This is a genomic window from Acidiluteibacter sp., assembly GCF_055129545.1.
Genome location: NZ_JBSRUB010000026.1, coordinates 212,981 through 238,143, shown reverse-complemented (window position 1 = coordinate 238,143; position 25,163 = coordinate 212,981). Strand labels below are relative to the sequence as shown.

General features: G+C 34.0%; 21 protein-coding genes. 20 read left to right on the top strand and 1 reads right to left on the bottom strand.

The window, feature by feature from the left end:
* From ACTB0X_RS13535 to ACTB0X_RS13490, 10 genes are all read left to right on the top strand, one after another.
* Entirely contained in the window at positions 1-894 is an 894-nt protein-coding gene (locus ACTB0X_RS13535; RefSeq protein ID WP_463025574.1) for a ribose-phosphate pyrophosphokinase, read from the top strand.
* The gene (locus ACTB0X_RS13530; RefSeq protein ID WP_463025573.1) at positions 891-1,571 is read left to right on the top strand and encodes a hypothetical protein; all 681 of its coding nucleotides are present in this window, start codon (positions 891-893) and stop codon (positions 1,569-1,571) included. Before ACTB0X_RS13535 ends, ACTB0X_RS13530 begins: the two co-directional genes overlap by 4 nt.
* A 3-nt stretch (positions 1,572-1,574) precedes the next feature.
* On the top strand, positions 1,575-2,309 hold the full coding sequence (locus ACTB0X_RS13525) for a PPK2 family polyphosphate kinase (protein WP_463025572.1): 735 nt from the start codon (positions 1,575-1,577) through the stop codon (positions 2,307-2,309).
* Between the two features lie 12 nt (positions 2,310-2,321).
* A complete protein-coding gene (locus ACTB0X_RS13520; protein WP_463025571.1) occupies positions 2,322-4,376 on the top strand; it encodes a copper-translocating P-type ATPase in 2,055 nt (684 codons plus the stop codon).
* A gap of 44 nt (positions 4,377-4,420) precedes the next feature.
* Positions 4,421-4,693, top strand: coding sequence for a heavy metal-binding domain-containing protein (locus tag ACTB0X_RS13515; protein WP_463025570.1), 273 nt, complete (start codon positions 4,421-4,423; stop codon positions 4,691-4,693).
* A gap of 268 nt (positions 4,694-4,961) precedes the next feature.
* The gene (locus ACTB0X_RS13510) at positions 4,962-7,361 is read left to right on the top strand and encodes a multicopper oxidase domain-containing protein (protein WP_463025569.1); all 2,400 of its coding nucleotides are present in this window, start codon (positions 4,962-4,964) and stop codon (positions 7,359-7,361) included.
* Between the two features lie 78 nt (positions 7,362-7,439).
* The gene (locus ACTB0X_RS13505) at positions 7,440-7,841 is read left to right on the top strand and encodes an HYC_CC_PP family protein (RefSeq protein WP_463025568.1); all 402 of its coding nucleotides are present in this window, start codon (positions 7,440-7,442) and stop codon (positions 7,839-7,841) included.
* A gap of 69 nt (positions 7,842-7,910) precedes the next feature.
* Positions 7,911-8,855, top strand: coding sequence for an MbnP family protein (locus tag ACTB0X_RS13500; RefSeq protein WP_463025567.1), 945 nt, complete (start codon positions 7,911-7,913; stop codon positions 8,853-8,855).
* Between the two features lie 2 nt (positions 8,856-8,857).
* On the top strand, positions 8,858-9,964 hold the full coding sequence (locus ACTB0X_RS13495; RefSeq protein WP_463025566.1) for a cytochrome-c peroxidase: 1,107 nt from the start codon (positions 8,858-8,860) through the stop codon (positions 9,962-9,964).
* A gap of 647 nt (positions 9,965-10,611) precedes the next feature.
* Positions 10,612-11,607 carry a hypothetical protein gene (locus ACTB0X_RS13490; RefSeq protein ID WP_463025565.1) on the top strand — a complete coding sequence of 332 codons (996 nt, stop codon included), beginning with the start codon at positions 10,612-10,614 and terminating at the stop codon, positions 11,605-11,607.
* 269 nt (positions 11,608-11,876) lie between these two features.
* Here the strand turns inward: ACTB0X_RS13490 and ACTB0X_RS13485 are convergent, their stop codons facing one another.
* Positions 11,877-12,797, bottom strand: coding sequence for a hypothetical protein (locus ACTB0X_RS13485; protein WP_463025564.1), 921 nt, complete (start codon positions 12,795-12,797; stop codon positions 11,877-11,879).
* Between the two features lie 525 nt (positions 12,798-13,322).
* Here ACTB0X_RS13485 and ACTB0X_RS13480 point away from each other — a divergent pair.
* The 10 genes from ACTB0X_RS13480 to ACTB0X_RS13435 all read left to right on the top strand — a co-directional run bounded on the left by ACTB0X_RS13480 (position 13,323) and on the right by ACTB0X_RS13435 (position 25,158).
* On the top strand, positions 13,323-13,583 hold the full coding sequence (locus ACTB0X_RS13480; RefSeq protein WP_463025563.1) for a hypothetical protein: 261 nt from the start codon (positions 13,323-13,325) through the stop codon (positions 13,581-13,583).
* Positions 13,584-13,715: 132 nt separating this feature from the next.
* Entirely contained in the window at positions 13,716-14,066 is a 351-nt protein-coding gene (locus ACTB0X_RS13475) for a hypothetical protein (RefSeq protein ID WP_463025562.1), read from the top strand.
* Between the two features lie 4 nt (positions 14,067-14,070).
* Positions 14,071-14,271 carry a hypothetical protein gene (locus ACTB0X_RS13470; protein WP_463025561.1) on the top strand — a complete coding sequence of 67 codons (201 nt, stop codon included), beginning with the start codon at positions 14,071-14,073 and terminating at the stop codon, positions 14,269-14,271.
* 3 nt (positions 14,272-14,274) lie between these two features.
* Positions 14,275-15,249, top strand: a complete 975-nt coding sequence (locus tag ACTB0X_RS13465; protein ID WP_463025560.1) for a hypothetical protein — start codon at positions 14,275-14,277, stop codon at positions 15,247-15,249.
* A 365-nt stretch (positions 15,250-15,614) separates the two neighbouring features.
* Positions 15,615-18,893 (top strand): HsdM family class I SAM-dependent methyltransferase, encoded by a 3,279-nt coding sequence (locus ACTB0X_RS13460; RefSeq protein ID WP_463025559.1) that lies wholly within the window; start codon positions 15,615-15,617, stop codon positions 18,891-18,893.
* A 5-nt stretch (positions 18,894-18,898) separates the two neighbouring features.
* The gene (locus ACTB0X_RS13455) at positions 18,899-19,120 is read left to right on the top strand and encodes a hypothetical protein (RefSeq protein ID WP_463025558.1); all 222 of its coding nucleotides are present in this window, start codon (positions 18,899-18,901) and stop codon (positions 19,118-19,120) included.
* Between the two features lie 5 nt (positions 19,121-19,125).
* A complete protein-coding gene (locus tag ACTB0X_RS13450) occupies positions 19,126-23,526 on the top strand; it encodes an SNF2-related protein (RefSeq protein WP_463025557.1) in 4,401 nt (1,466 codons plus the stop codon).
* Between the two features lie 19 nt (positions 23,527-23,545).
* Positions 23,546-24,160 carry a hypothetical protein gene (locus ACTB0X_RS13445; RefSeq protein ID WP_463025556.1) on the top strand — a complete coding sequence of 205 codons (615 nt, stop codon included), beginning with the start codon at positions 23,546-23,548 and terminating at the stop codon, positions 24,158-24,160.
* A 57-nt stretch (positions 24,161-24,217) separates the two neighbouring features.
* Complete coding sequence (locus tag ACTB0X_RS13440) at positions 24,218-24,724, top strand: hypothetical protein (RefSeq protein ID WP_463025555.1); 507 nt, start codon at positions 24,218-24,220, stop codon at positions 24,722-24,724.
* Complete coding sequence (locus tag ACTB0X_RS13435) at positions 24,721-25,158, top strand: hypothetical protein (protein ID WP_463025554.1); 438 nt, start codon at positions 24,721-24,723, stop codon at positions 25,156-25,158. The genes ACTB0X_RS13440 and ACTB0X_RS13435 overlap by 4 nt, the downstream gene beginning before the upstream one ends.
* Positions 25,159-25,163 lie beyond the last annotated feature (5 nt).

The following is a 25,163-nucleotide window of genomic DNA, read 5'->3' as shown; positions in this document are numbered from 1 at the left end:
ATGAAAATAATACTTTTTGCCTTAGAAGGCAATGAAAAATTAACTCAAAAGTTGGCATCTCATTTAGATGCTGAAATTGGAGAATCCAATTTCAGGAAGTTCCCCGATGGAGAGTCTTACACTCAAATTCTATCAGATGTAAAAGGAAAATGTGTAGTGATCGTTGCTACTCTTCACGAACCTGATTCTAAACTCTTACCACTCTATTTTTTGAGTAATACGGCAAAGTCATTGGGTGCTATGTGTACCTGTTTAGTAGCCCCATATTTGGCCTATATGCGGCAAGACAAGGTTTTTCATGAAGGAGAAGGTATTACTGCAAAATACTTCGGAAAACTCATTTCAGGATTTGCGGATAGCGTTACTACTATAGATCCTCATTTACACAGAATCAGTTCGCTTGGAGAAGTATATCATATACCAAATACGGTAATACATGCTGCGGATGATGTTGCAAAATGGATTAAAGAAAATATACCAAACCCTGTGTTGATAGGACCCGATAGCGAAAGTGAACAATGGGTTTCTAAAGTGGCAAAAACAGCTGAAGCTCCATTTACTGTGCTTCAAAAAATACGACACGGCGACCGTGATGTAGAAGTTTCTGTTCCTAATATAGAGAAATACAAAGATGCTACACCGGTACTGGTAGATGATATTATCTCTACGGCAAGAACCATGATCGAAACTGTGCAACATTTGAAAAATGCAGGAATGAAATCGCCAATTTGTATTGGAATCCATGCAGTCTTTTCAGGAAATGCCTACGAAGACTTATTAGAATCAGGTGTTGAGAGAATTGTAAGTTGCAATACCATTCCTCACACCACGAATGAGATAGATTTAAGCAAAACAATTGCTTCTGAAGTAAAAAAATTAATGCACCATATATGAAGTTGGTAAGTTTCATATTCATATGCTCATTTAGCATTTTGTTATCTTCTGCACAAGAGGGTAAGGAAATGTTGATACTTCAAATGGAAGGAAATAACTACCTAAGAGAAAGCTTTGATAAATCGGGAAATGTCATAAGTAAAGATCTATTGAAGGTTGGTAAAATAAATAGGTTTCAAGATAAATTGTCTGTAAATGTGAAGGTTTACAATTACAGCAAAAGTGGAAATATAGAAGATAGTTCAGAAACCAAATACACCTGTAACCCAAAAGACGAAAAAATATTAATGAATATATTTCCTTTTGCAGCATTTAGTAGTGACAAGATAGTTAAGGTTCAATTAAATAGTAAATTTGGACTGTATCCTAGTCCGATGAAAGTTGACTTAACATTAGATAACATTTCGTTTACTGTTTTGATTGAAGGTGGTGCTCTTGGTTTTTTCGGAACCAATAGTGAAGGGACTATAGCAAATCGTAAAGTTGTGGCTTACAATCCTGATTCCGACACTTACACTTTGACATCTACAATAACAATAAAGTCTTTTCTCTTTGGATTGAATGTTAATACGATAAGTTATGTTCTCAGAGAACAGATCAATCCCAACAAAGGAGTATTGAAACAAGTTTTTAAAGAACCATCGGGAGAATACTTTACAGTTAAACTGAAACAATAAGTTATGGAGAAATTAACTGAAATATCAACTAAGCCACCAAAAGGCTTTACAAAAAAAGAATGTAAGCAACAACTTACTGTTTTTCATAAACAGCTATTTGAATTACAAAATAAGTTCTATGCCGATGGACGTTTTGGATTGCTGATAATTCTACAAGGAATGGATACCTCTGGCAAAGATGGTACAATAAGGCATGTGATGAGTTGTATAAACCCAATGGGACTTCAGGTAAAATCGTTCAAAAAACCTACTGAAGAAGAACAGAAACATGATTTTTTATGGCGGGTATATCCACATATTCCTGCTAAAAGCATGATACAAGTATTCAATCGGTCTTATTATGAAGATATTCTTGTTCCCACAGTGAACAATACCATTGACGAAGAAAGAATTAACCATCGGTATGCACTCATTAATCAAGTAGAAGAACATCTTCTTAAAAACGATATTCATGTGGTCAAGTTTTTCCTTCATATCTCAAAAGAAGAACAAGCAGAACGAATAGAGGAGCGACTTACAGAGCCCCACAAGAGGTGGAAATATGATGAAGAAGATAAAAAGGCGGCAAAAAAATGGAATGATTATAAAAAGGTATATAATCGGATCATTTCAGACTGCACCCATGTTCCTTGGAGCATCATCCCTGCAGATAAACGATGGTATAGAAACTACAAGGTTGCAAAAACCATGGTCGAATATCTCGAAAAATTAAATTTAAAATACCCTCAATCAAAATAAAATACAACTATAATGGAAAAGCATTCACACCAACAGATGAATCACAATAAGGAAGATCATTCTAAAATGAACCATGGTAATGATCACAGTTCTAATCCTTCTCACGGACACATGGGACATGATCATCACAAAATGATGGTAGAGGATTTTAAGAAACGCTTCTGGATATCTACTGTCATTACCATTCCGATCTTGTTTTTTTCGCCAATGATCCAAGGATTTTTTGGTTATGATTTTTTACTTCCCGGCAATCCATATATACTTTTTGCACTTTCCACCTTCATTTACTTCTGGGGGGGATGGCCTTTCCTAAAAGGATTTTACACTGAAATAAAGTCAAAAGGGCCCGGTATGATGACACTCATATCCATGGCAATTAGTGTTGCCTACTTCTATAGTTCTGCTACTGTTTTTGGCTTAGATGGAGAAGATTTTTTCTGGGAATTAAGTACCCTTATTGTAATTATGTTATTGGGTCATTGGTTAGAGATGAAATCGGTATTAGGTGCTTCAAAAGCTCTTCAATTATTGGTAAGTATGTTGCCCTCAGAAGCTCATCGGATTAAAGGGGAAAATATAGAGGAAGTGAAGTTAGAGGACCTGCTTAAAAATGATCTTATACTAATTAAACCTGGAGAAAAAGTTCCTGCAGATGGAATTATTTCAGAAGGCTCAAGTTATTTGAATGAGTCAATGCTTACAGGCGAATCTAAACCGGTAAAAAAAGAAATTCACGATAAGGTTATTGGTGGATCTATTAATGGTAATAGTATCTTAAAAGTTAAGGTAGAGCATACCGGACAAGACAGTTACCTAAACAAGGTAATTAAAATGGTAGACGAGGCACAACGGACAAAGTCTAAGATGCAAAACCTTTCTGATCGTGCAGCCAAATGGCTAACCTACATTGCTCTTGCTATAGGTTTCGGCACACTTGCTGTTTGGTTGATCCTTGGTTTTCCTTTTGTTTATGCCCTAGAGCGAATGGTAACTGTTATGGTTATCGCTTGTCCTCACGCATTAGGGCTTGCCATTCCTTTGGTTGTAGCAATCTCAACTGCAGTATCGGCTCAAAATGGTTTGTTAATTAGGAATAGAACAGCTTTTGAAGAGTCTCGTAAAATCTCCGTCTTGTTATTTGACAAAACGGGTACGTTAACAAAAGGCGATTTTGGAGTTACACGAATTGAATCGATAAATGAAAAATATAGTTCTGAAGAGATTTTAAGACTAGCAAGTTCATTGGAGCAAAGCTCTGAACATCCAATTGCTGTGGGAATTGTAAAAAAAGTAAAAGAGAATAATATCAATATTCCTAAGCTTGAAAATTTCAATGCCATTACAGGTAAAGGAGTAGAAGCTGATGTAGAAGGGAAAAAAATAAAGGTAGTTAGTCCCGGCTTTTTGAGAGATGAAAAAATAACTATTCCAAAAGATGCCTATAGCGATGCTGCTGAAACAGTTGTATTTGTTTTGGTAGATGGTGCACTGGCAGGTTATATTGCCTTGGCTGATGAAATTAGACCTGAATCTGCAGCCGCAATTAAGGTATTTAAAAAGAATAATATAAAAGTATTAATGGCCACAGGTGATAATGAAAAAACTGCAAAAGCAGTAAGTGACAAACTTGGGTTAGATGGCTATTTTGCTGAGGTATTACCTCATCAAAAAGTAGAGATTGTGCAAAAACTTCAAAGCGAAAATGAATTTGTAGCCATGACAGGAGATGGAGTAAATGATGCACCAGCTTTAGCACAAGCAAATGTGGGTATTGCTGTTGGGTCAGGCACTGATGTTGCGGCTGAAACTGCTGATATTATCTTGGTAAATAGCAATCCACAAGATATTGCCAACTTGATTCTATTCGGAAAAGCAACTTATCGAAAAATGATTCAAAACCTCGTTTGGGCTACTGGCTACAATGTAATTGCTATTCCATTAGCTGCAGGAGTTTTCTATTCATCAGGCTTTGTATTAGGACCTGCAATTGGGGCAGTATTTATGAGTTTAAGTACGATTGTTGTAGCTATAAATGCACAATTGTTGAAAAAGCAAATTAAAAATTAGAAATCTTATTAAATTTAAATATTATGAAAAAACCAATTTTAAAAATGACAACTGTTGCAGCTTTTTTATTTGCAACTTCAATAACATTCACTTCCTGTGGTGGAGAAAAACAACATCAAGAGGTAAGCCATGAACATGCTGCAGGCGAAGAGCATAAACAGATGGGAAATGAAGGGGAGCACGACCACGATGAAATGAATCATGAAGCCACTAATGAGATGACACATGCTTGTTCGATGCATCCTGATGTAAAAGGACATAAGGGCGACAAATGCTCTAAATGTGATATGTCACTTGAGGTAATTTCAGTAGAATAAACTTGAAGTGAATGAGAAATTTACATAAGCTAAGTCCTCTAATTATAAAACTATTTATAAAAGAGGCTTTCTTTTTTAATATAGAGGTTTTGGTGTATCAATTACATTAGTGTTAACTCTGTATATCAATTATTGATGTAAATGAAAAAGTTGCATCTTAAAATACTTTACCTATTGTTTTTTCTCAGACTCTCCTTTGTATTGGGCATGGCTATGAAAAAGACGATAGTATAAAACAAGAGACTTCAGAATCTTAAATTCATAAAACATGTTCAAAAGATACCTCAACCTAGTTAGTTTTATAGTGTTTATACCGCTCTTTATTTTTGCGCAGAATGACACTACAACACACCGATTAACCATTAAAAAAGAATTGGTTAACAAAACGGGAAAACCGACAATCGGAATGACCGTTAATGGAACTACTCCCGGCCCAACACTAGAATTTACAGAAGGCGATTATGCCGTGATTTATGTGACCAATGAAATGGATGTGGAAACATCTGTACACTGGCATGGGTTGATTTTACCCAATTTTCAAGATGGAGTTCCATATTTAACTACTCCCCCAATTTTACCTGGTGCAACTTTTAAATATGAATTTCCAATCAAACAAGCAGGTACTTATTGGTACCATTCACACACCATGCTTCAAGAGCAAAGTGGTGTTTTTGGTTCGTTTGTAATCCAACCCAAACAAAAAAGAAATGACTACAATAAAGAATTAGTAGTTGTGCTTTCTGACTGGACCAACCAAAAGCCAATGAATGTACTTCGAAATTTAAAACGAGGAAATGAATGGTACGGAATGAAAAAAGGAACGTCTACTCCACTAGGAATGGTTATAAAAAGAGGTGCTTTGGGAGCTCAACTTAACTTTTGGAAACAGCGTATGGAAGGAGCGGATATAGCCGATATTTATTACCCAGCCTTTTTGAGCAATGGAGAACAAATCAACTCAAACTCTGACTATAAAAGTGGTGAAAAAGTAAGAATGCGAATCATTAACGGTTCAGCTTCTTCACAATTTTGGATGACTTTTGGTGGAAACGATCCAACTATTATTTCTGCTGATGGACTGGATGTAGTTCCTGTGAAACACAACAAAACCTTTATAGCTATTGCTGAAACCTATGATTTTATTATTGAAATCCCAGAAGGCAAAACAATTGAAATGCGGGCAATGGCGCAAGATGGCTCAGGACATAGCTTGACTTATATTGGAAATGGTATAGATACTTTAAAAGCTGAAATATTGCCACCTCCCGATAAAATCATGATGATGCAAAAAATGGCTCAAATGGATATGCGCATGGGTGCTCCTGCTATGAAGTTTATGCCCACCATAGAAAAGCCAAAAGAAATGATGGACAATTGGGGCATGCAAATGCAGAAAATGAATGGAGAAATGAAAGGCATGGATCATTCAAAAATGAATAATGGTGATAAAAAGGAAAAACATAATCATCATAAAATAAAGAATATGAAATTCGACACGTCTATGAAAATGGGCGGTACGGAAATGACTGCTGATACTTTAATGAAGATGAACGATAAAATGCAAATGCCTGCATTGACACCTTCACCAAGCTCAGCAGAGTCCGAAGCTAAAATCGATGGCAAAATTGAAATGAATGCAATGAACATGTATTCTGAGTACAACTACAACTACCTAAAATCTCCTGAGAAATCCGATTTCAACAAAAATAAACCACGAAAAGAAGTGCTTTTAAATTTAACTGGAAATATGTGGCGATACATCTGGAGCATGAATGGGGTTCCGCTTTCTAAAGCAGATAAAATTAAAATTGAGCAGGGTGAAATTGTTAGAATTACATTAAACAATCTAACAATGATGCATCATCCCATGCATTTACATGGTCACTTCTTTAGAGTGATAAATGAAAATGGAGACTATTCTCCCTTAAAACATACTGTTAATGTGGCACCAATGGAAAAGGTGGTTATTGAGTTCGATGCAGTAGAAGATTCGGACTGGTTTTTTCACTGTCATGTTTTATACCATATGATGGCTGGTATGGCTAGAATTTATAGTTATGACACTATTCGCGATCCAAGAATGAAACCTTATCCATTAAAAAAAGTAACGAATGAAGGTAATCATTTTTATTCGTGGGGAACACTGGAAGCAGCTACACACCTGACTGAATTAAATTTAGTTTCTTCCAACACTTATAATCAGATTAACTTGACAGGAGAATATGGTTGGAATGAAAACTTTGAATTTGAATTGTCCTACGAACGCTACCTATACGATTATTTTAGAGTTTTTATAGGATTAAATGCGGAGAATAAATTTGAAAAGAATAATGAGCAAGCAAATACCACAGCAGTAGCTGGAATTCGATTTTTAACACCCTACTTATTTAACCTCGATGTTAGAATTGATAATGAACTAAGACCTGAATTTAGGTTAAGTCGAGAAATTCTTATTTTTCCTCGAACAGCCATATTTGGAAATTATGAATATCAGGCCGATTTTGGATGGGTGAATAATTTGAAAAACGAAGATGGAACAGTCGCAAACTTAACTGATGAAATAACATGGTCTGCAGGAGTTGAATATTTTTTATCAAGAAATTTCTCTCTTATGGGTAGCTATGATAGTCGTTTCGGAGCAGGTGGTGGATTATCTGTTAGATTTTAAGGTTTAAAACCCATTTCTTAGACAAGAAATAATTATCAATAGTGATGTTACATTAAAAAAATGTTAAATTTGATAATAATGAAAATCATCCTCTCAATATTCTTAATGCTCCAAATTATTTTAAGCTCTACGAGTTTGAAAGTAAGTATGCATTATTGTTTAGGTGAATTGTCAGATATTGCTGTATTTAGTGAGGCCGAAGTTTGCAACTTTGAAAAGTATTTTGGGACTCCAAAAAAAGAAGGATTCAATTTAAAAAACAAATCCTGTTGTGGTAGTAATCAAGTTTTGATAAACGGTCAAAACCCTGAAACTACAATAAAGCAAGAAAAAGTAGAATTAGCAGCATCAGTTATTCGGATTGAAACTTCAACTCAATCAAACCTTATTTCTGATCTTCAATCAATAACACATTCTCATAAAGATCCATTTTTGATTGAACCTCCAATATTTCTCAGAGTTCAGTCTTTTCGATTATAGCTTTTTTTGATTTCAGACAACTAAAATTGTCAATCTAAAAATACAACATAACCACATAAAAATATAAAAATGAAAAAGATACAACTACTTTTAGCATTTGCGATTATCGCAATAACAATACAAGCTCAGCAAAATATTTACCTACAGATTAACCATAAATTAGGGAGTTCAAATTTTGCTTATAATCAAACAGCAACTAATAATATTTCCAACTCGTTTAATCTTCAACGATTAGAATATTACATCTCTGAAATTACTTTGAAATATGATGGTGGACAAGACACAACGTTAAATACCTATATATTAGTTGATGCAGGAACTACTACTAATGTTTTATTGGGTTCATTTAATATAACCACTTTAGAGAGTATTTCTTTCGGAACGGGTGTAGATGCAGCTGTAAATAATGGTGATCCTGACTTATGGCCAATGAATCACGCATTGGCTCCAAAATCTCCTTCCATGCATTGGGGGTGGGCAGCAGGTTACAGATTCGCCGCTTTTGAAGGAATGACAGGTGCATCTATGACTACAGGCTGGCAAATTCATGCATTGGGTAATAGAAATTACAATACTCAAACTATTTCAACAGCAGGTTTTAAAATTGGTACGAATACCACTATCGAGTTGAACGCAGATTATACACAAGCATTGAATGGTATTACAATTAATGGCAACTTATTTAATCATGGTGAAACAGGGGAAGCAGCAACCTTATTAAGTAGTTTCAACACAAGTGTTTTTGCCGCTAGAACAGTTGGAATTAAAGAAAATAAATTAATCAAATTCAGTATATCTCCAAATCCAAGTGAGCAAGATGTCGTATTGCAATTTGATGATAATCAAAATGGAAATCAATTGATTGTAACTTCAATTAATGGTCAATTAATTAGCCAACAAACGATTACTTCTGGCAATCAAGCTAGTGTTGCAATAGAAACAAAAGGAACTTATTTAGTTAACATTTACAAAGAAGGAAACCTAATTGGATCTGAGAAAGTAATCATACAGTAATTATGGAAAAATCAACCCTCACAAAAGGTTTCCTTTTTTTATGTTTCGGTTTATTCTTGCTTCAAAGTTGTCAAAAAGATGATGATGAAGTGAAGGATGTTGCCGTTGTGTATGATGGCACACCTTATCAAATCAAAACAGGCAATTTCGAACAGCCTGTTATTTCGAGTGATAATAAATTAACCGTTCAAGGCGTAAAATTGGGACGAATGCTTTTTTATGAAAAGAAGCTTTCAGCCAATCAAACACAGTCCTGTGCAAGTTGTCACCGACAAGAACATGCATTTACAGATACTGCAAGATTTTCAGAAGGAATTAGAAACTTGAATGGAATGCGAAATGCAATGGCCGTTTTTAATATGGCTTGGAACAACAACGAGTTCTTCTGGGATGGTCGTGCTCATTTATTGAGACACCAATCATTGTTGCCCATTCAAGATCCATTAGAAATGGATGAAACCTTACCGAATGTGGTTAATAAATTGAAGGGCGACGAAGTGTATCGCCAACAATTCACTCGTGCATTCGGAAACGATGAAATTAACCCTGAAAAGATTTCATTGGCCTTAGAGCAATTCATGAATTCCATCGTATCTGTGAATAGTAAATATGACAAATATAAAAATGGAACCGCTCAATTAGACAGCGTGGAGGAGCGAGGAAGGTATTTGTTCTTCGCAGAATTTAATCCAGGTTTTCCAAATCTTTCAGGAGCAGATTGCGCGCACTGTCACACCACTCTAAATTTTGAAAACGACAAATATTTGAACAATGCGTTGGATAGTGATGCTGATATGACAGACGATGGACGGATGAAAGTAACGAACGATCCCAATGACAAGGGGAAATTTAAAGTCACCTCATTGCGGAACATTGAATTAACTGCACCTTTTATGCACGACGGTCGTTTTAAAACGCTGGAAGAAGTGGTAGAACATTACAATTCAGGAATGAAGAATTCTTCGACTATCGATCCGGCATTGATTTATCCATTGAACAGTGGTGGACTTCAATTGTCTGCAGATGATAAAAAAGCATTGATTGCTTTTCTGAAGACATTAACGGATGATGATTTAATGACGGATTCAGAATACTCAAACCCATTTTAAATTGAATAATAAAATTCATCCATAAACATAGATACGACTTTTGATAAGGCCAATAGTCGTATCTATGTTTATGGATTTCGTATTTTAGTTGTAAGAAATATTATTAATCAACTGTACTTCTATTCTCAACTATTAATAAAATATTCGTTCAGAAAATTTGATATATACTTTATAAAAAATAATAAGAGTAAAAATCCATCAAAGATAGTATCTCAGTTAATTTTTAATTCTGATCGTACATGTTGTTTATGTAAAAAAATGGGAAGCCTACACCTTAATTAAACCTAGGAAGAATAGGAATGAGAATATTACTAAATAGATGTGTTGCATTTATGGGTTTAACTTAGCACAACTCATAAAGTTGCTTTTTATAAGATATGCAGAACCAAAAGTCTCAAAGCCTAGAATTGAGCATATTGATTTCGATGATGAACTGGAATAAGTGCCGTTTTAACATATTCTTTGTTTAAAATAATATCTAAAATTCCTTAAAAAAATACATTAAAATCTGACCTTTATACTGAAAATACAAATCACATCATTTTTTTAACGAATTACTTTCAGCCATGTGGGACAAATTTCAAAATTCAGCTCTAGAACGTTTAACGGGGATTCCTTATATTGATAAGCTGATGAAAAATAATCCAATGGCAAAATTAGCCTCAAATCCAATTTTTGAATTGTCTTCTCAACAAAGTAAAATCTTTGAAGCAGTTTCACCATTTCATAACCTAGTAGATAATAAACTAACAACTCAGTTTGAAGCCCTTAAAATAAATGGTCGGGCTAAGAGTTTATTAGATAGTATTTCGGCTGTAGACAACGCAAGTATTTTTCCTGCAAATTACATTGATACACCTATTATCAATCATTTTAAAGAACTTGATAAGATGCGGGAATTAGTCAATCCAAGTTGGGTAAAATCTTACGGTTTTTTAAAAACCATTAACGAATCGTTAAGTTTAATTCCAAAGCTGAATCCTTTATGGACTGAAATAGCTGCGTTTCAAAAGACAAATAACAAGCTATTGGATGCCCTCAGAGATTCTGCTAACATTGGATTGCATCATCTGTCAGTATCCAAGAATACTTCATTTGATGAACTAATCAATTCCGTAAAGTCCACATTAGACCAATTCAAGCATCAACAAGAATTTGAGGCTGACGGAGAGGTATTAAACAATATTGAAACCTTAATTGAAGATTTAAAGGGAATTGATACCGAAAATCTTGAAAATAAAATAGTCAATAAAGTATTGAGTGGCGTTAAAACGATACTCGAACAAAGCGCTAAGAGTGATAAAGTATTTGCTTTAAGGCTTTTTGTTCTTAGTTTGATATTTACTGTACTCATTCCAATTATTCAAGCAAATTGGGATTCAATTATTGATTCTATATACCCTAAAGAGCAAATAGAACAAATCGAATCCAAAGTAGAGAAAAGAAAGTTGTATCTACTCCCAAAAGGGAGCTATTTGAGAACAAAGCCTGACAGTTGTGATGATAGTAACAAATTGACATTGGTTGAAAGTGGCACTTTGTTAATCAAAGTAGGAGAAGTTCCTTATTGGAATTATGTTGTTGATATAACAACGCATCAATCGGGTTGGATCAGCAAGCGTTTGCTCATTGATTTGAATTAATGATTCTACATTGCGGTGAATGAAAACAATCCAAACACATTTATCAGTCCTAATGATCTCTTTTTTCCTCGGCTCGACCCTAAACAACCTAAAAAAGAAACACTACCAATACTTTTGTTAGAATTAAGCAGGATTTCTTTTTCTGTTGATATCTATTATTATTGTGATGGCAATTACTCAATATTGACCGTAATTTTTATACTTGGTTTACTAAGAAATTACAATCTCAAATGCACTTTAAACAATGTAATAGAAAGACTCAATTAACCTTACCTCAATTTCAATTTTAGTTGCATTAATTCCTTTACATCATTAGCATGAGATAAATTCGGTTTAATCAGCAATGCTTTCTCAATGTCATTAATTAATTCTCCTAAAATATATTCTGAATAAGGTTGCTGCGTAATTAATGTAATAGCACTCACATATGTTTCCATCCCCTCTGATTCTCTTTCTAGCATGAGCTGAGCTAGGCCTTTATTGGCAAGAACCCAACCTAATTCATATTCTGCAGTTGCCTTGTCGCAGAATTCAATGCATTTTTCATATTCTCCTTGTTCAAATTGCTTCCATCCTAAGCCTGCATACAACTCTGCTCTTTGCTGGTCTTCAGACTTTTCTAACTCTTTGGCAAGAATAGCAACAACTTCAATACTAATGTTAACACCATCATTCATACTAGGATTTTTCAATCCTAAATAAATAGTACCTGATGTAACATCATCTACCTCGACAATAGCTTGTCGAGTATTCTTAGTAGTTCCTTCCATAGTGTAATAAAAAGTACCACCATCATTATCTACTTTTTCTATGAAGGCGTCAATATTTGCCCGATCACACAAATAAACATCTATAGACGCTGAACCCGCAGGAACCTCTACGCCTGACATATTAATTGAAGTTGAACCAATTGGACCTGCTACCATCATTGAAGAAAGCTGTATAGCTAAATTCAAATTTTGAGTTCCACTTTCTCCTCGTTCTGTAGAAAAACTATAATACCATTTAACTGTATTTTGAGGTAAGTCTACTTTAATATATGTTCTTGACTTTCCTCCAAAAGAAGCCCTAAGCCCACCATTTAGATAAATACCTCGAGGCTTAATAAGCTGAATGACTTCATTTTGATAGTCTTGAGCGAAACTTACTTTGAATATTAAAAGTATAATTAACGTAAGGATGTAGTTCAAATTCATAGCTGTTAAATATATAAAAAATCATATTAACTGAAAAGAAGTTTAATTATTAATGCAATCTAATTAGATTTAATTTAGTGTGTTTTCTGCTACTTTTTCCAATTTCGCTCATTTTTTTCATTAAACGAACTAAGTTTTAAAACTATTATTTGATCAAATAACTGTTCCTATAGTTCAATCATATTTCTGAAATCAAAAAACACTTTTTGTTTTGTAGATTTTTCAGTTTGAATTTAGATTGAAACGTCATTTATTGAAACTTTTTCATCACTATTCAAACAGTATTGGAAAGAAAATCAAGATAAAAAACTATTTATTTTAATTAACTTTTGAACAAATTTAGACCAAAGATACTCCCGGACCCCTCGTTCCCAACACATTTCAATCTGCCCCCCCGTTCTAACCGTTTCTCCCGTGTTACCTGTATATACTCCTTAGTACATTCTACACCCTACACAACAACTTTATATCCCTCGGTACTTTGTATTGTCAATTTAATACAAACAAAAATGAAGATTCATGAGCAGTGTTATTAGTGTTCGCCAATTGTGTAACCGAAGTACCAACCTACATCTTTGTGGCTATAGTGAGGAGGTTTTAGATGATCTCATTCAGAATGGTGATTTGCAGGGATATTATAGTGCGAAACTAGGTGAACTAGTGGTTGACAAGAATTCACTCATGGATTTTTTGCCTTCAGAAAAGAAAAGTTGGTTTGATGAAGAGAATGATGACGAAGGGAAGAAAATCGACTTAATTGATTATGAAGGCTTGCTTTGACAGATTCTATTATTAAATGATGTGAATTGTGAAGTTGGAAAGTGAATGAGAATTTGCATTGTTAAATGAAAGAATTTGGAACGTTTGGGTCGGGTAACCCGAACGTTCCGCTCAAAGTTAAAAATAAAAAAAATGAAGAAAGGAAAAGAGAGTATATCAATTGAACTCGATAATAGATTGTTAGCTATTTGCGAAAAATATGGAATTAAACCGCAGAAGCTTTTCAAGCAATTACAAAAAGACATTCTTGGAGATAAAAAGCTAGAGACCCATTATCAGCAAATTTTGGCTGAATTATACCTCACAGAATTCATTTCAGGAAAAGTAAATGTTGAACGATCATCTGTAGAAAGTGTGTTGAATATTATCAAAAGTCATCAATCACATCAAAGTCAAAAACAACAACTACCCGAGGGGATTTCAAAGCTAACCCGCAAAATTCTAAATGAATGTGATTATCGTAAAAATCACACCAAAAATTAATCACATGTTAGATAATTATTCAGAAATGATTGAAGGCTTAATAGCAGCCTTTATTAAAATTCAAGCAGAACTTCTTCAAGCAAATGAAATAGACATTCGTTTGATTCTTAAAACACAAAATGGTGTTTTAAGACCACTACTCTATCACAAAGAGAAGTTTGTACGAAAAGTTGAAATCAAAGAAATTGTAGCATTAATGAGTTAAGGTATGAAAGCGGAAGAAGTTAAAAAGCAAGTCATGAGTCATTATTCTGATCTAAAAAATGATACAAGTTTAGAGTGTAAATACCCTGAACTTGATAAAGGAGATGGAAAAAAGCATGTACTATTTGTGCAATGCCTTTTGGAACGAATCGGTTTCTATCGTACCTACCTACCCTATTTAATGTTAAATGATTCAGACACCCATTCAGCTATCATTACTTCCATCCAAAAAAGAGATTTCAATAAAAGCTTTGCTGATTATGAAGTTTTCCTTTCTATGGAGTTGATCGCTTGGGCGGATTATATTGTTTTTCCTGCACTATTATTCGATTGCAAAAAGATATTCAGTTCTATACTTGAAATTAATCCCAATATAAAGTTTGTAATAGATATCGATGCCACAAATTACGGAGTCAAGAATAACGAAGATAGTACCAGACAAATCGAAGACCAATTATTAGACAACATAAAAATAACCAATACAGTTACTTTTAGTTCATCACAACTAAGAGAGAAAATCCAGGGACAATTTGAATCTAAATATGGATGCCAAAACAAACACTTTACTTGCTTACCCACTTTTCTAGTTTCAAGTTATTTGAAACGCAGACCTGATGATATTCTGGAAAGTAGCAGTTCAATAAAAGTTGGCCTAAAAGAAGGTAATTTTTATCAAGAAACGATTGATGCAATTGCCAAAGTAGCTAAACAAGAAGAGAAGGAAGTAAAGGTATTTGTATACGGACAAAATAAGGATGAACTTAAATTCCCTGAATCCATTGAGGTGGAATTTATAAAGCCGGTAAAATTTCTAGATTATTTCATTACCATAGAAAAGTTGAATCTTGATTTCATGGTTTTACTCGGATTTAATTCCAAATCTGAGCAGGCGGAAGCAATATTCCAATATGGTGAATTGGCACTATTATCAATCCCGATTTTATGCAATAGCACTAACCAAGCTAGGCGATTCATTTAACCAAATATAAATGGCTTTGTGATTACTAAGTTAGAGACTTTAGAATATCACCTTCAGGTACTACTTAAAAGTAGAAACCTTGCTAAGAAGGCAGGTAAGGCTGCACAGGGCATGGCTTTAAAACATCTTAGTTGGAATCCTGAAAGGGCTTCTCAACTAATCAATATATACAAATAGGATATCCATTCTTTGTGTAATAAGCATTGTTTAAATACGTGCCGCTTTTACATTAATAGACGTGACTTTTCAAATTAAAATTTCTACAAAGATAGTTTAGATACTTTCTCACTGAATTAATTAGGAATTAGTTAGATCAAAATCTGTACATCTGAAGCAGAGTCCATTCTCCAAAAAAAACAATAGTTATGTTTCAACCAAGTAAAGCATTCAATTTAAAGGTAATTCCTAAAAATATTAATGGGAAATGTGAAGTTCAATTCAATGAATTTCCGGATGATTTAACCCTGTACATTTTTAATGCCATGGGGTTCACCAAGCCTAAGAACTCTTTGGTTTTCGTTGCAGATGAAACAAACCAACCTAAATATGAAGCATTTGCGTATTTAATGCAGGAACATTTAAAAGTTGGTGAGTATCCAATTGATATCGCTTATGAGCCTAAATTTATTCCCGATGAATTCAGTTTGGCAGGAATGAATTTTTCCATTTTTAGTGTCCGCTATATTGATCCCAAAGGAGAAACAGCGATTGATACTAAAGTTTGTTTTGAAACCTTAGATCCAAGAAAGAAAGGCATCGCTCATGTCTATGGAATTACAAAATATGGGGAACAGTTTTTATCCGCTTCTTTAGCATCTCGTCCTAAAAAAACTGATGGCAATAAATTGTTTTATTCGGATAATTTCATTGCCTCCTTTCCCTTTCCATTTGGAAATGGCTTGAATACAACTACTGTCGAAAAAACTACCAAAAGTGGCATTTCTAGCAAACTAGTTTCTGCACAAGCTAAAGAGTCACAAAAAATACCTGCTGAGAATTTAGAAATTAAAGAGATAGGTTCCGAGAAATTGGAAAAGCCAAAAAAATCAATAGCTCAAAATAGTAATACACAAATAAGTGTTTTCAAAAATAGTGATGTAAATAAAAGTGTTACACAAAAAATTGTAGAAAATAATAAAGTTGAGTCAAAGAGTTCTTATCCGACAGACTTAAAAAGTACAGATCAATTAAATTCCTCAAATAGCGTAGTACTTAGTAATTCCTCTCAAATAAGTGCTACACAAAAAATTGTCACAGAAAAAAGTGGAGAAAAAAAAGGGACAATACAAATTGAAAAGACAGTTGCTATTGCAGAGCAACAAAGAGATCACTATAAAATTCTAACCAAATTATTACCTAATCTGATTGAACACATAGATCGAGGTGTTCGATTTTCAGAATCACTATCATCTGGTTCTAGATTCAGTCGAATTGTTTTTAAAGTTACTTCAGAATCAATTGACAATATAATTGACCTTGCTCTTGATTTATACCCTAAAGATTCTAAAAAGGGAAATATTGTAACCATATTATTAAGACTAAATCAACACCAAAAAGAGTGCATTCTAATTGATAGTGATTTAAAAAATAAGGATAATGAAATAATACCACATTCAGAATTTAATCCAGTTGATTTTGAGTCTATCATTGAAGAATTATTAGGTGATGGCCACCTATTTGAACTCTATGAAGAGGAAGTACAGGAGATAGTAAAAGGAGCTAATGAAAAGCATGTAAATAAGCAGGAGAATAACCTAAACTATTCTCCTTTAGAAAAAATTCTATTAACAAATGAAACATCAACTCAATTCTTGTCGTGGGAAGCAGCAAATAAATGGCTAGCGAACCAAGTAAAAGATCCTAATAAGCAACATAGGATTTATTATAGTATCAAATGGCAAAATGGAGATGAGTTAGTTGCCTATTTTGAACTCTTTACTAAAGAATTTCATCCACAATTTGAAACTGAACTATTACAAAAAGTAGTGATTATACATCTACTTAAAAATCACTACAAGCAGGAGAATCGGTTTGTAGATTCGGTAAACAAGAAATCTACTAGAAAAGTAGGGTTTTATCTAGCGCTATTTGAAAGAGTAAATCTTGGGAACTCACAACAAAAACTAATTGAAGAATACCAACCTAAAATTCCTGCAACATCGGTTGAAGTAATCACTAAAATTATTACAACTGAGAATAAAAATGAATCAAATAGAAAGTTTGATTTGGCTAATGACTTTTTACAGGTTTTGAAATTAAATAGTGATCCAAATGAGCTGATAGAAATACATGCTGAATGGAGAGATGAAACTAAATTTTCTACTTCTATTAAGCTAAAATCTATCCCAACAAATCCTGGCAGTGTCTTTTGGAAGACTCTCCTAAAAAGCAAAACAGAAATTAAAGTAATTGATAAATATCAAGTGAGTGATGATGACCCATTACTTTTTGACTCTGAGATTTCTTTTGAAACGCCTGCATTTTATTACCAACCACTAGAAAATGCGTATTGGTTTGAAACTGACAAAGACTATGATAAAAAGATTTATTTCTCTAAGTATTTGTATCATCAGGATTTTTTAAAAGGAGCCATTCAGATGTATTTGAATAGTCTAACTGATGAAGAGGAAAATGACATTATTGAATTAGCAAGTAAGAATCCACGACAAAAAAAGGTACTTCAATTTATATTGGACTATAAAAAACTTGAGAAAGAAGACTCAAACCTACAATTGGCTCAAATTAATGAACTCATTGAAGAGGCTGTAATAGGGAATATTGAAAATGCTAAAACAGTACTTTATGGCATCCTTTTAAGATTGCAAAATGATGGAATAATAGTCAGTCTTCCCAAGGTAAGAGTCCAACAAAATAAGAAAATAGCTTCTTTACATAAAGAGAGCAAACGAATTCAGCTTAATCGAGAAATTGAGTCTTTGTTAAAATTGAAGAAAAATGACAGACTAAAATACTCCCTAGAAGAAATTGAATTACTTAAAAAGTACAGCGGATATGGAGGGTCTAAACTAAGTGAAGTCAATAAAGGGTTACTTTATGAATACTACACACCTGATGAGGTTGTAAAATATATGTGGGGATTTGCAATCAAGCATGGTTATAGATCAGGAGCCATTATGGAGCCTTCTTGCGGAGTTGGAAAGTTTATATCATATGCACCAAAGAAAAGCCGAATTGAAGGGTATGAAATAAATAGCTTTTCCGCTCAAATTGCTGCACTTCTCTATCCAAACGCCACCATTCATAATAAGTCTTTTGAAAGCTTATTCTTTAACGGTAACGTTTATTTAAAAGGGCAATTCAGAACAGAACCTTTTGACTTAGTTATCGGAAATCCTCCTTATGGAAGTTTTAGTGGAAAGTATGCCGGAATGGGTGAAAAGAAAAGAACCAAAGCATTTACCTATGACCAATATTTTCTTACAAGAGGACTCGACCTTTTAAATCCCAACGGATTACTCATAATGGTGATTCCGCAAAGCTTTTTAGATAACACATCCAAGTACAACTCTTTAAAAGAGAGCATTGCTGAGAAGGCCACGTTTATTGAAGCCAGAAGATTACCACATGGAATTTTTCAACACACTGAGGTTGGAACAGATATAGTCGTATTTCGAAAAAAATAAAATATATGAAAAATAGAGCATTAATAGAAGAATTAAAAGCTGCCATCCATGAAGAAATCGGTGAATGTGATCCAATAGTATGGGGAAAGCTTTGCGAAATGAGATCAACCAAACAAGGATACGAGAAAATTGAAGAAATGGTAATTCGGATGGTTGCAAAAGAAGGCATGCCAATAGGTTCTGCATTAGCACTAATTGAGCAAGAATTAGAACATCAATTAAACTAAAAAAAATGGAAAAGGATTTTGGAATACAGTTATTAGAAGGTAAAGATCAAATGCTTTGGAGGGCAGAAATATTGAAGTATACATCAGAGGAAGAATTTAGGGCATTTTATGGTCAAGATGAATATGTTGATACCTCTAAAATTGCAACATTAGAAATGGTTGAGCTAGCAAATACCTATGCAGCGGATATGACCATTGAAAACTCACCCCCTCTTAACGTAGAAGAAATTCGAAAATGGATTAATGCCATTAGGAATAATAAGCCCATTAAGCCATGTGTCTTTATGGTTAGAAATGAGAAGCAGTTTCCAACAGAAGATTTTGTTCCGAAGAAACATCCCAATTATCTATTCAAAACCCGTGCGGGATATGCACAGATTGCTGCTTGCAACACATTAGGCTTAACACATATTCCGGCTATTGTTTACAGACACACTAAGGTAAGTTCATACGCAATGAACTACGATAACGCTTTACCAATGGCAGATTTAATAGGGATTGATTTCGGGAAATTATATCATAATGTTCACGAGGAACATGAAATTGAAACTAAAAATAATTCACATAATAGAAACCTTTTAAGTGGTGGTGATTACTTTAATGAAAATAAAGAATTTGTTTTAGGAACTCCTTATAAATCAACAAATGCTTACGGTGAGATTGTAACCAAAATAAAGGGTGGTATTGATCTTGTCAATCGTCAAGAGGAATTGAGATTCCTGAATACTGTAGAAGATGAGGATGAAGTGACTGAAACCATTATAAAGTCTTCAGTAGATAATTTACTAGAAGGAGAAACTGCTGAATCTAACATTAGAAAATCATTAAAAGAAAGCAAGGATAGAAAACAAAAAAGCCATAAAGATCAAGATTTAGACTTTGAGCTGACTTCATTTGAGGATATCATGAAGGAATACAATGCAGAAATTTCTGTAGAAGAAATTAAAGCCTGGATTTGGTATAAAAGAGAAAATGATGGCTTCAATGATGCAAGTGTGATACTTAAAGCAAGTAATGGATGGTCCAAATACCTAATAAAAGCATCTGAAGAAGAAAAGCATTTAAAGCTCTGGTTAAAATCAGGAGTCATCTGCTACTATAAGGGGAATTATGTGCCTAGCGTATTGTATTATGCAGAAAACATATACGTTAGAAAGACAGAATTACTAAAGGAGAAAGCAGAAATCATTGAAAAGTTTGGAGTTGATCAATATAAACTTCAAGAAAAAGGGCTAAGTGAGGCACTGCCAAGAGCATTGAACCTTACTAATCCAAACCTTGATAACAGGCTGGTAATAAAACCAATTGCTGATTTTGCTAGAAATTTTAAGATTTTAGAATTAGCGGACGGAACAAAGTTTAACAATTATTACTCTGCTAGAGATGGTAATAATACAGCAAGTTTAACTTCAGCTTTTGCAACTTGGATGGGACAACAAACAACGGGAATATTTGAAAAGTCTGATAAGTATTCCATAAGTCACAGCTACCTGAATGGTAAATCTCCAAGAGGAAGAAATGCAGCTGAGAAATTAAGAAGCAAACAAAATGCTAAAATGGAAGGTGACCGATTATTTCAAATCTTTTTGGCAGAAGCTTTATTAAAAGAAGACCAAGCCAAAATAGAATATTTATGGAATAGCAAGTTTAATGGATATGCACCCATTAATTATTTTAAAATCCCTATAGGTTTTAATTGTAGTTCTACCTTCAAGAATAAACCATTATTTATTCGTCCTGCCCAAAGAGAAGGTTTGGGTTTTATTGCCGCAAATGGTGGGGGATGTATAGCATACGATGTAGGAGTTGGTAAAACAATGACAGGGATTCTTTCGATTGCACATGCATTAGAAAGTGGGATGTGTCGAAGACCACTTATTGTTGTTCCTAACCAAACCTATAAAAATTGGTTGAATGAATTAAGAGGAGTTATTAATGAAAAAGGTGAAGTTACAGCTTCTGGAATTTTGCCCCAATATCCTGTAAATGACCTTTACAATCTTGGCGAAAAATTTATTCAACCACTTTTAGATGATGATGGTAATGCAACCGCTGTTAATGAAAATAGTATTTCAGTAGTCACTTATGAGGGGTTAAAACGACTTTCTTTTAATGAGCAAACTTGGGATGAAGTTGGCGGTGATTTTTATAAAATCTTAAATCAAGGGCTAGAATCTCAAAAGCAGGCAACTGTTTTGCAAGAAAAAATTGAAGAGCTAATGGGTCGTGGTGTTTCTGAAAGTATCGTAAATATTGAAGACTTAGGTTTTGATTATTTACTCATGGATGAAGCTCACATAATGAAGAAGCTTTTTACACAAGTAAAAGGTGAAATAAGTTCAGATGGAAAAAGAAGTAAAACAGAATATAAAATAACTTCCGGCTCTCCGTCAGCAATTGCATTAAAGGGCTTTATGTTAGCCAATTATATTCAAAGAGCTAACAAGTTTAATAACATCGTTCTCTTGACAGCAACCCCATTTACTAATAGCCCATTAGAAATATTTTCGATGTTAACATTAATTGGATATCACAGATTAAATGAAGCATCACTTGGTAATCTTCAGCAGTTTTTTAATCATTTCATTCAAACTTCAATTGAACTGATTATCAACGCAAAATTGAAGCCTGAGCGAAAAGAAGTGGTGATGGGGTTTAATAACTTGATTGCCTTACAACAACTCATATTTCAATTTATTGATTATAAGAGTGGTGAAGAAGCAAACATTCAACGACCCAATAAATGGGTACTTCCACTCACCCACAAAACAGTAAATGATACTGTAATTCCACTTTCTTTAGATGAGCAGATTAGTACCAATCTAAGTCCAACAATGGAGCAGAGTCAGTTAATGGGCGAATTGGAGAGGTATATCACAGGAGAAATTCAGTTTCTAGATTTTTGTAACAATCCAACAGGGTTGGAAGAAGAAAATGACAATGCAGAAGGAGAAAGCACAGCTTTAGATGAAGGAAGTCTTGCCGCTGATGAAGAAGAAGGAGCGAGAATTTTACGTGGAATTACATTAGGTCGACAAATAGCATTTAGTCCATATCTATTTTCTTGTCATAGAAACGGAAATGGAACAATTCACTATAAAGATTTTGTAAAAAGCTCTCCTAAATTAATGTATGTCATGGGATGCATTGCTACTGTTAAAGCATACTTTGAAAAGTTAGGAGAACCGATGAGTGGACAAGTAATCTATAGCAATGCTGGTATAGCATACTTTCCATTGATCAAGGAATATTTAACGGCTGAGCTCGGTTTTGATGATTCAGAAGTTGACTTTATCAAAGGGGGAATGTCTGCACGTAAAAAAGAACTGGTAAAAGACAAATTCTTAGATGGCCGAGTCAAAGTGCTTATTGGAAGTCAAACCATTAGAGAAGGTATAAATCTTCAAAATAGAGCAACGGACTTATATAATCTATGGCTAGATTGGAATCCTACAGACTTACACCAATTAGAAGGACGTATTTGGCGTTTTGGAAACAAGTTCGCCAACGTTCGAATTGTCATCCCATTAGTGGAAGATTCAGTAGATACTGCAATCTTTCAAAAATTAGAAGAGAAAACAAGTCGAATTAATCAGATTTGGCATCGTAGCGATAGAGAAAACACCCTAAAATTAGAAGATTTTAATCCTGCGGAATTAAAGCGAGGATTGATATCAGATCCACGAAAGATTGCAGAGATGACTTTGTTGGAGCAAAGAGAGGTATTACTTGACGAAATCAAGGGACTAGAAAACCAACGAGATGAGTTAGATGAAATATTAAAGGCCAGGAACCAATATAGAACGCATATTGAGTCCATAGAAAAAGCGGTTGCTGACTATAAACCATTAAAAAAAGACCAAGAGGAACGGAAAGTAGAAACGGTTTTCAAAATCTATGCTGACTACCTAGAAGATGACTCAACTCCTTATTTATACGATGGCAAAGATAAATTACTAACAGTACGAAAGTCATATCGACTTATTCAACAGGCTACCGAAAGAGTACTAGAGCCTCGTGGCTTAGACATCAATTTTAGCAAAGAGGAAGTGGTTTCTCAACTAGAGTTTGAAATTGAAGGAAAGCGAGAGATACTTGAGGCCAAAACAGATGAAGAAGCGGTTCAACTATTAACCGCTGAAATCATTGAAGAGCGAAAAAGAACAGGAATAAAACCAAAAACAATTGATCAACGAGTGACTGAGTTTGCCTCAATAAATTCGACGATTTTAAGTGAAAAAATGATTTATGAAGGCAATGAAATTTCTCCCTCTCAAAAAAGCTCAGAAGAGATGCTTGCTGATATGGAACTATTATTAACTGATATGGAGGAAATGGAAAAACTATTGATAGAAATGGAGGAGTTAAAAGCTGCCTCTTCCATTCAAAATAAGAAAGCAGCTTAATATTTAATTGTATCGTGATATGTTAGAGAATGATGTAGAAAAGTACCTAAAAAAGCAAGGTATTAAAGGAGAGGATTTGAACGAAGCTGCAACTAGAGCATTTACAATCTATAAAAAGATCAAAGAGATTTATGAAAGAAATCCCAATGATAAAAACATTAAACAGAATGCCGAGAAAAATGGCAAAGATGTTATTGAATTAATCAAATTAGAATTAAGTGATAAAGTCAATTCCAAAGAATTGAGAAAAAAAGCAGCACAAGCTTTTACAGAAAAAAGAAAAGGCAGTTTAAAACAATTGAAAAAATCTGAAGAAGCCGTTAGTGAACTGGAGCAATGCCGGATAAGGCTAAGAGAAGATCGAAAGCAAAAAGTAGCATCCGGTGAATTAAAACCTCCTGTTAAGAAAAGTAGAGTGACAAAAGTTAAAGAGTCATTTATTAGAATCTTAAAGTTAATGCCAAGTGAAGATCAAAAAGTAATTGATCAATCCGAGCAACTACTCCGAAAGTGTGCAACCGAATTATTCAAGATTAATGGAATGAATAAGATTCAAACAATTATCAAAGAGCTTGAAATTGTTGGAGATAAAAAAAGTCCTAAAGTGGATGAAAAAGCCACAAAAGCGGCATAAAAATAACCTAGTTGGAACTGTCTGTATTGTTATAAGTATAGACTTAAAGTGAGAGAGATGAAGCGAGAAAGAAACGAAAGAGAAAAAGAATTTTCATTTGAATTTGAAGAATTTATTGAAATAAATCAAGTCGATATTACTCAGCTGCCTGATTATATCCAAACGATGATTCAAACAATTTCAAAACAAAGAGCAGAAGCAAAAATAAATTGCACCCCACCCCATTATAAGATCGTTAAAAAGAGGTTAAAGCGCTTTGCTGACATTGTTGAAGATTACCTACTTAATCATTTTGATGAAAAGCTGTCAAACAATGAGTTAGAGGAAGAAGATAAAATTATAGAAGTCCCAATCAAGAAAAAAAGTAAAGTTGATGAGATCATTGATTTAGCACAACAATTTGGTCGTAACTACTTACTCTCTTCAGAACTAAAATCAATAGGAGTTGAAATTGACTATTCAAAAAAAGAAATCTTGATTGAAGCATTGAGATTAGAAAGAGAATTAGCAACTGCAAGGTGGTATATAGGAACTAATCCAAAATATAAGGAGGAAGAAGTATGAGTTCAATTGCAGAACAGTTTAATGAACGCTTAGAGGCCTTCGTTGAGAAATACGGTTTATCCCATGCTTCTGAATTATTAAAGAAGTTAACAATTGAGCCATCGAAAAACAACACTCTTACAAAACATCGATTGATGAGTAATTTCCTGCAACTTGAAGCCCTTCAAACTTTTGATATTTCAATGGAGGAGTACAAATCAAATCAATCCAAATTGGCAAAGGAAGCGAGGTGGGCTGTTATTCACTTATTCAGAAATTTTACACAATTATCCTTCAAAAAGATCGGCACTTTAATGAGTATTACTCAAAGGGCTGTTAGGTACGGACATGAAAAGTGCGAAGAACTAATTGATGTAGGAAAATTCGAACAATCATTCAATGATCGTCACATTGAACTAGAAGAGAAGATTGTAGCATTTATAGCAAAAATTTAAAACTT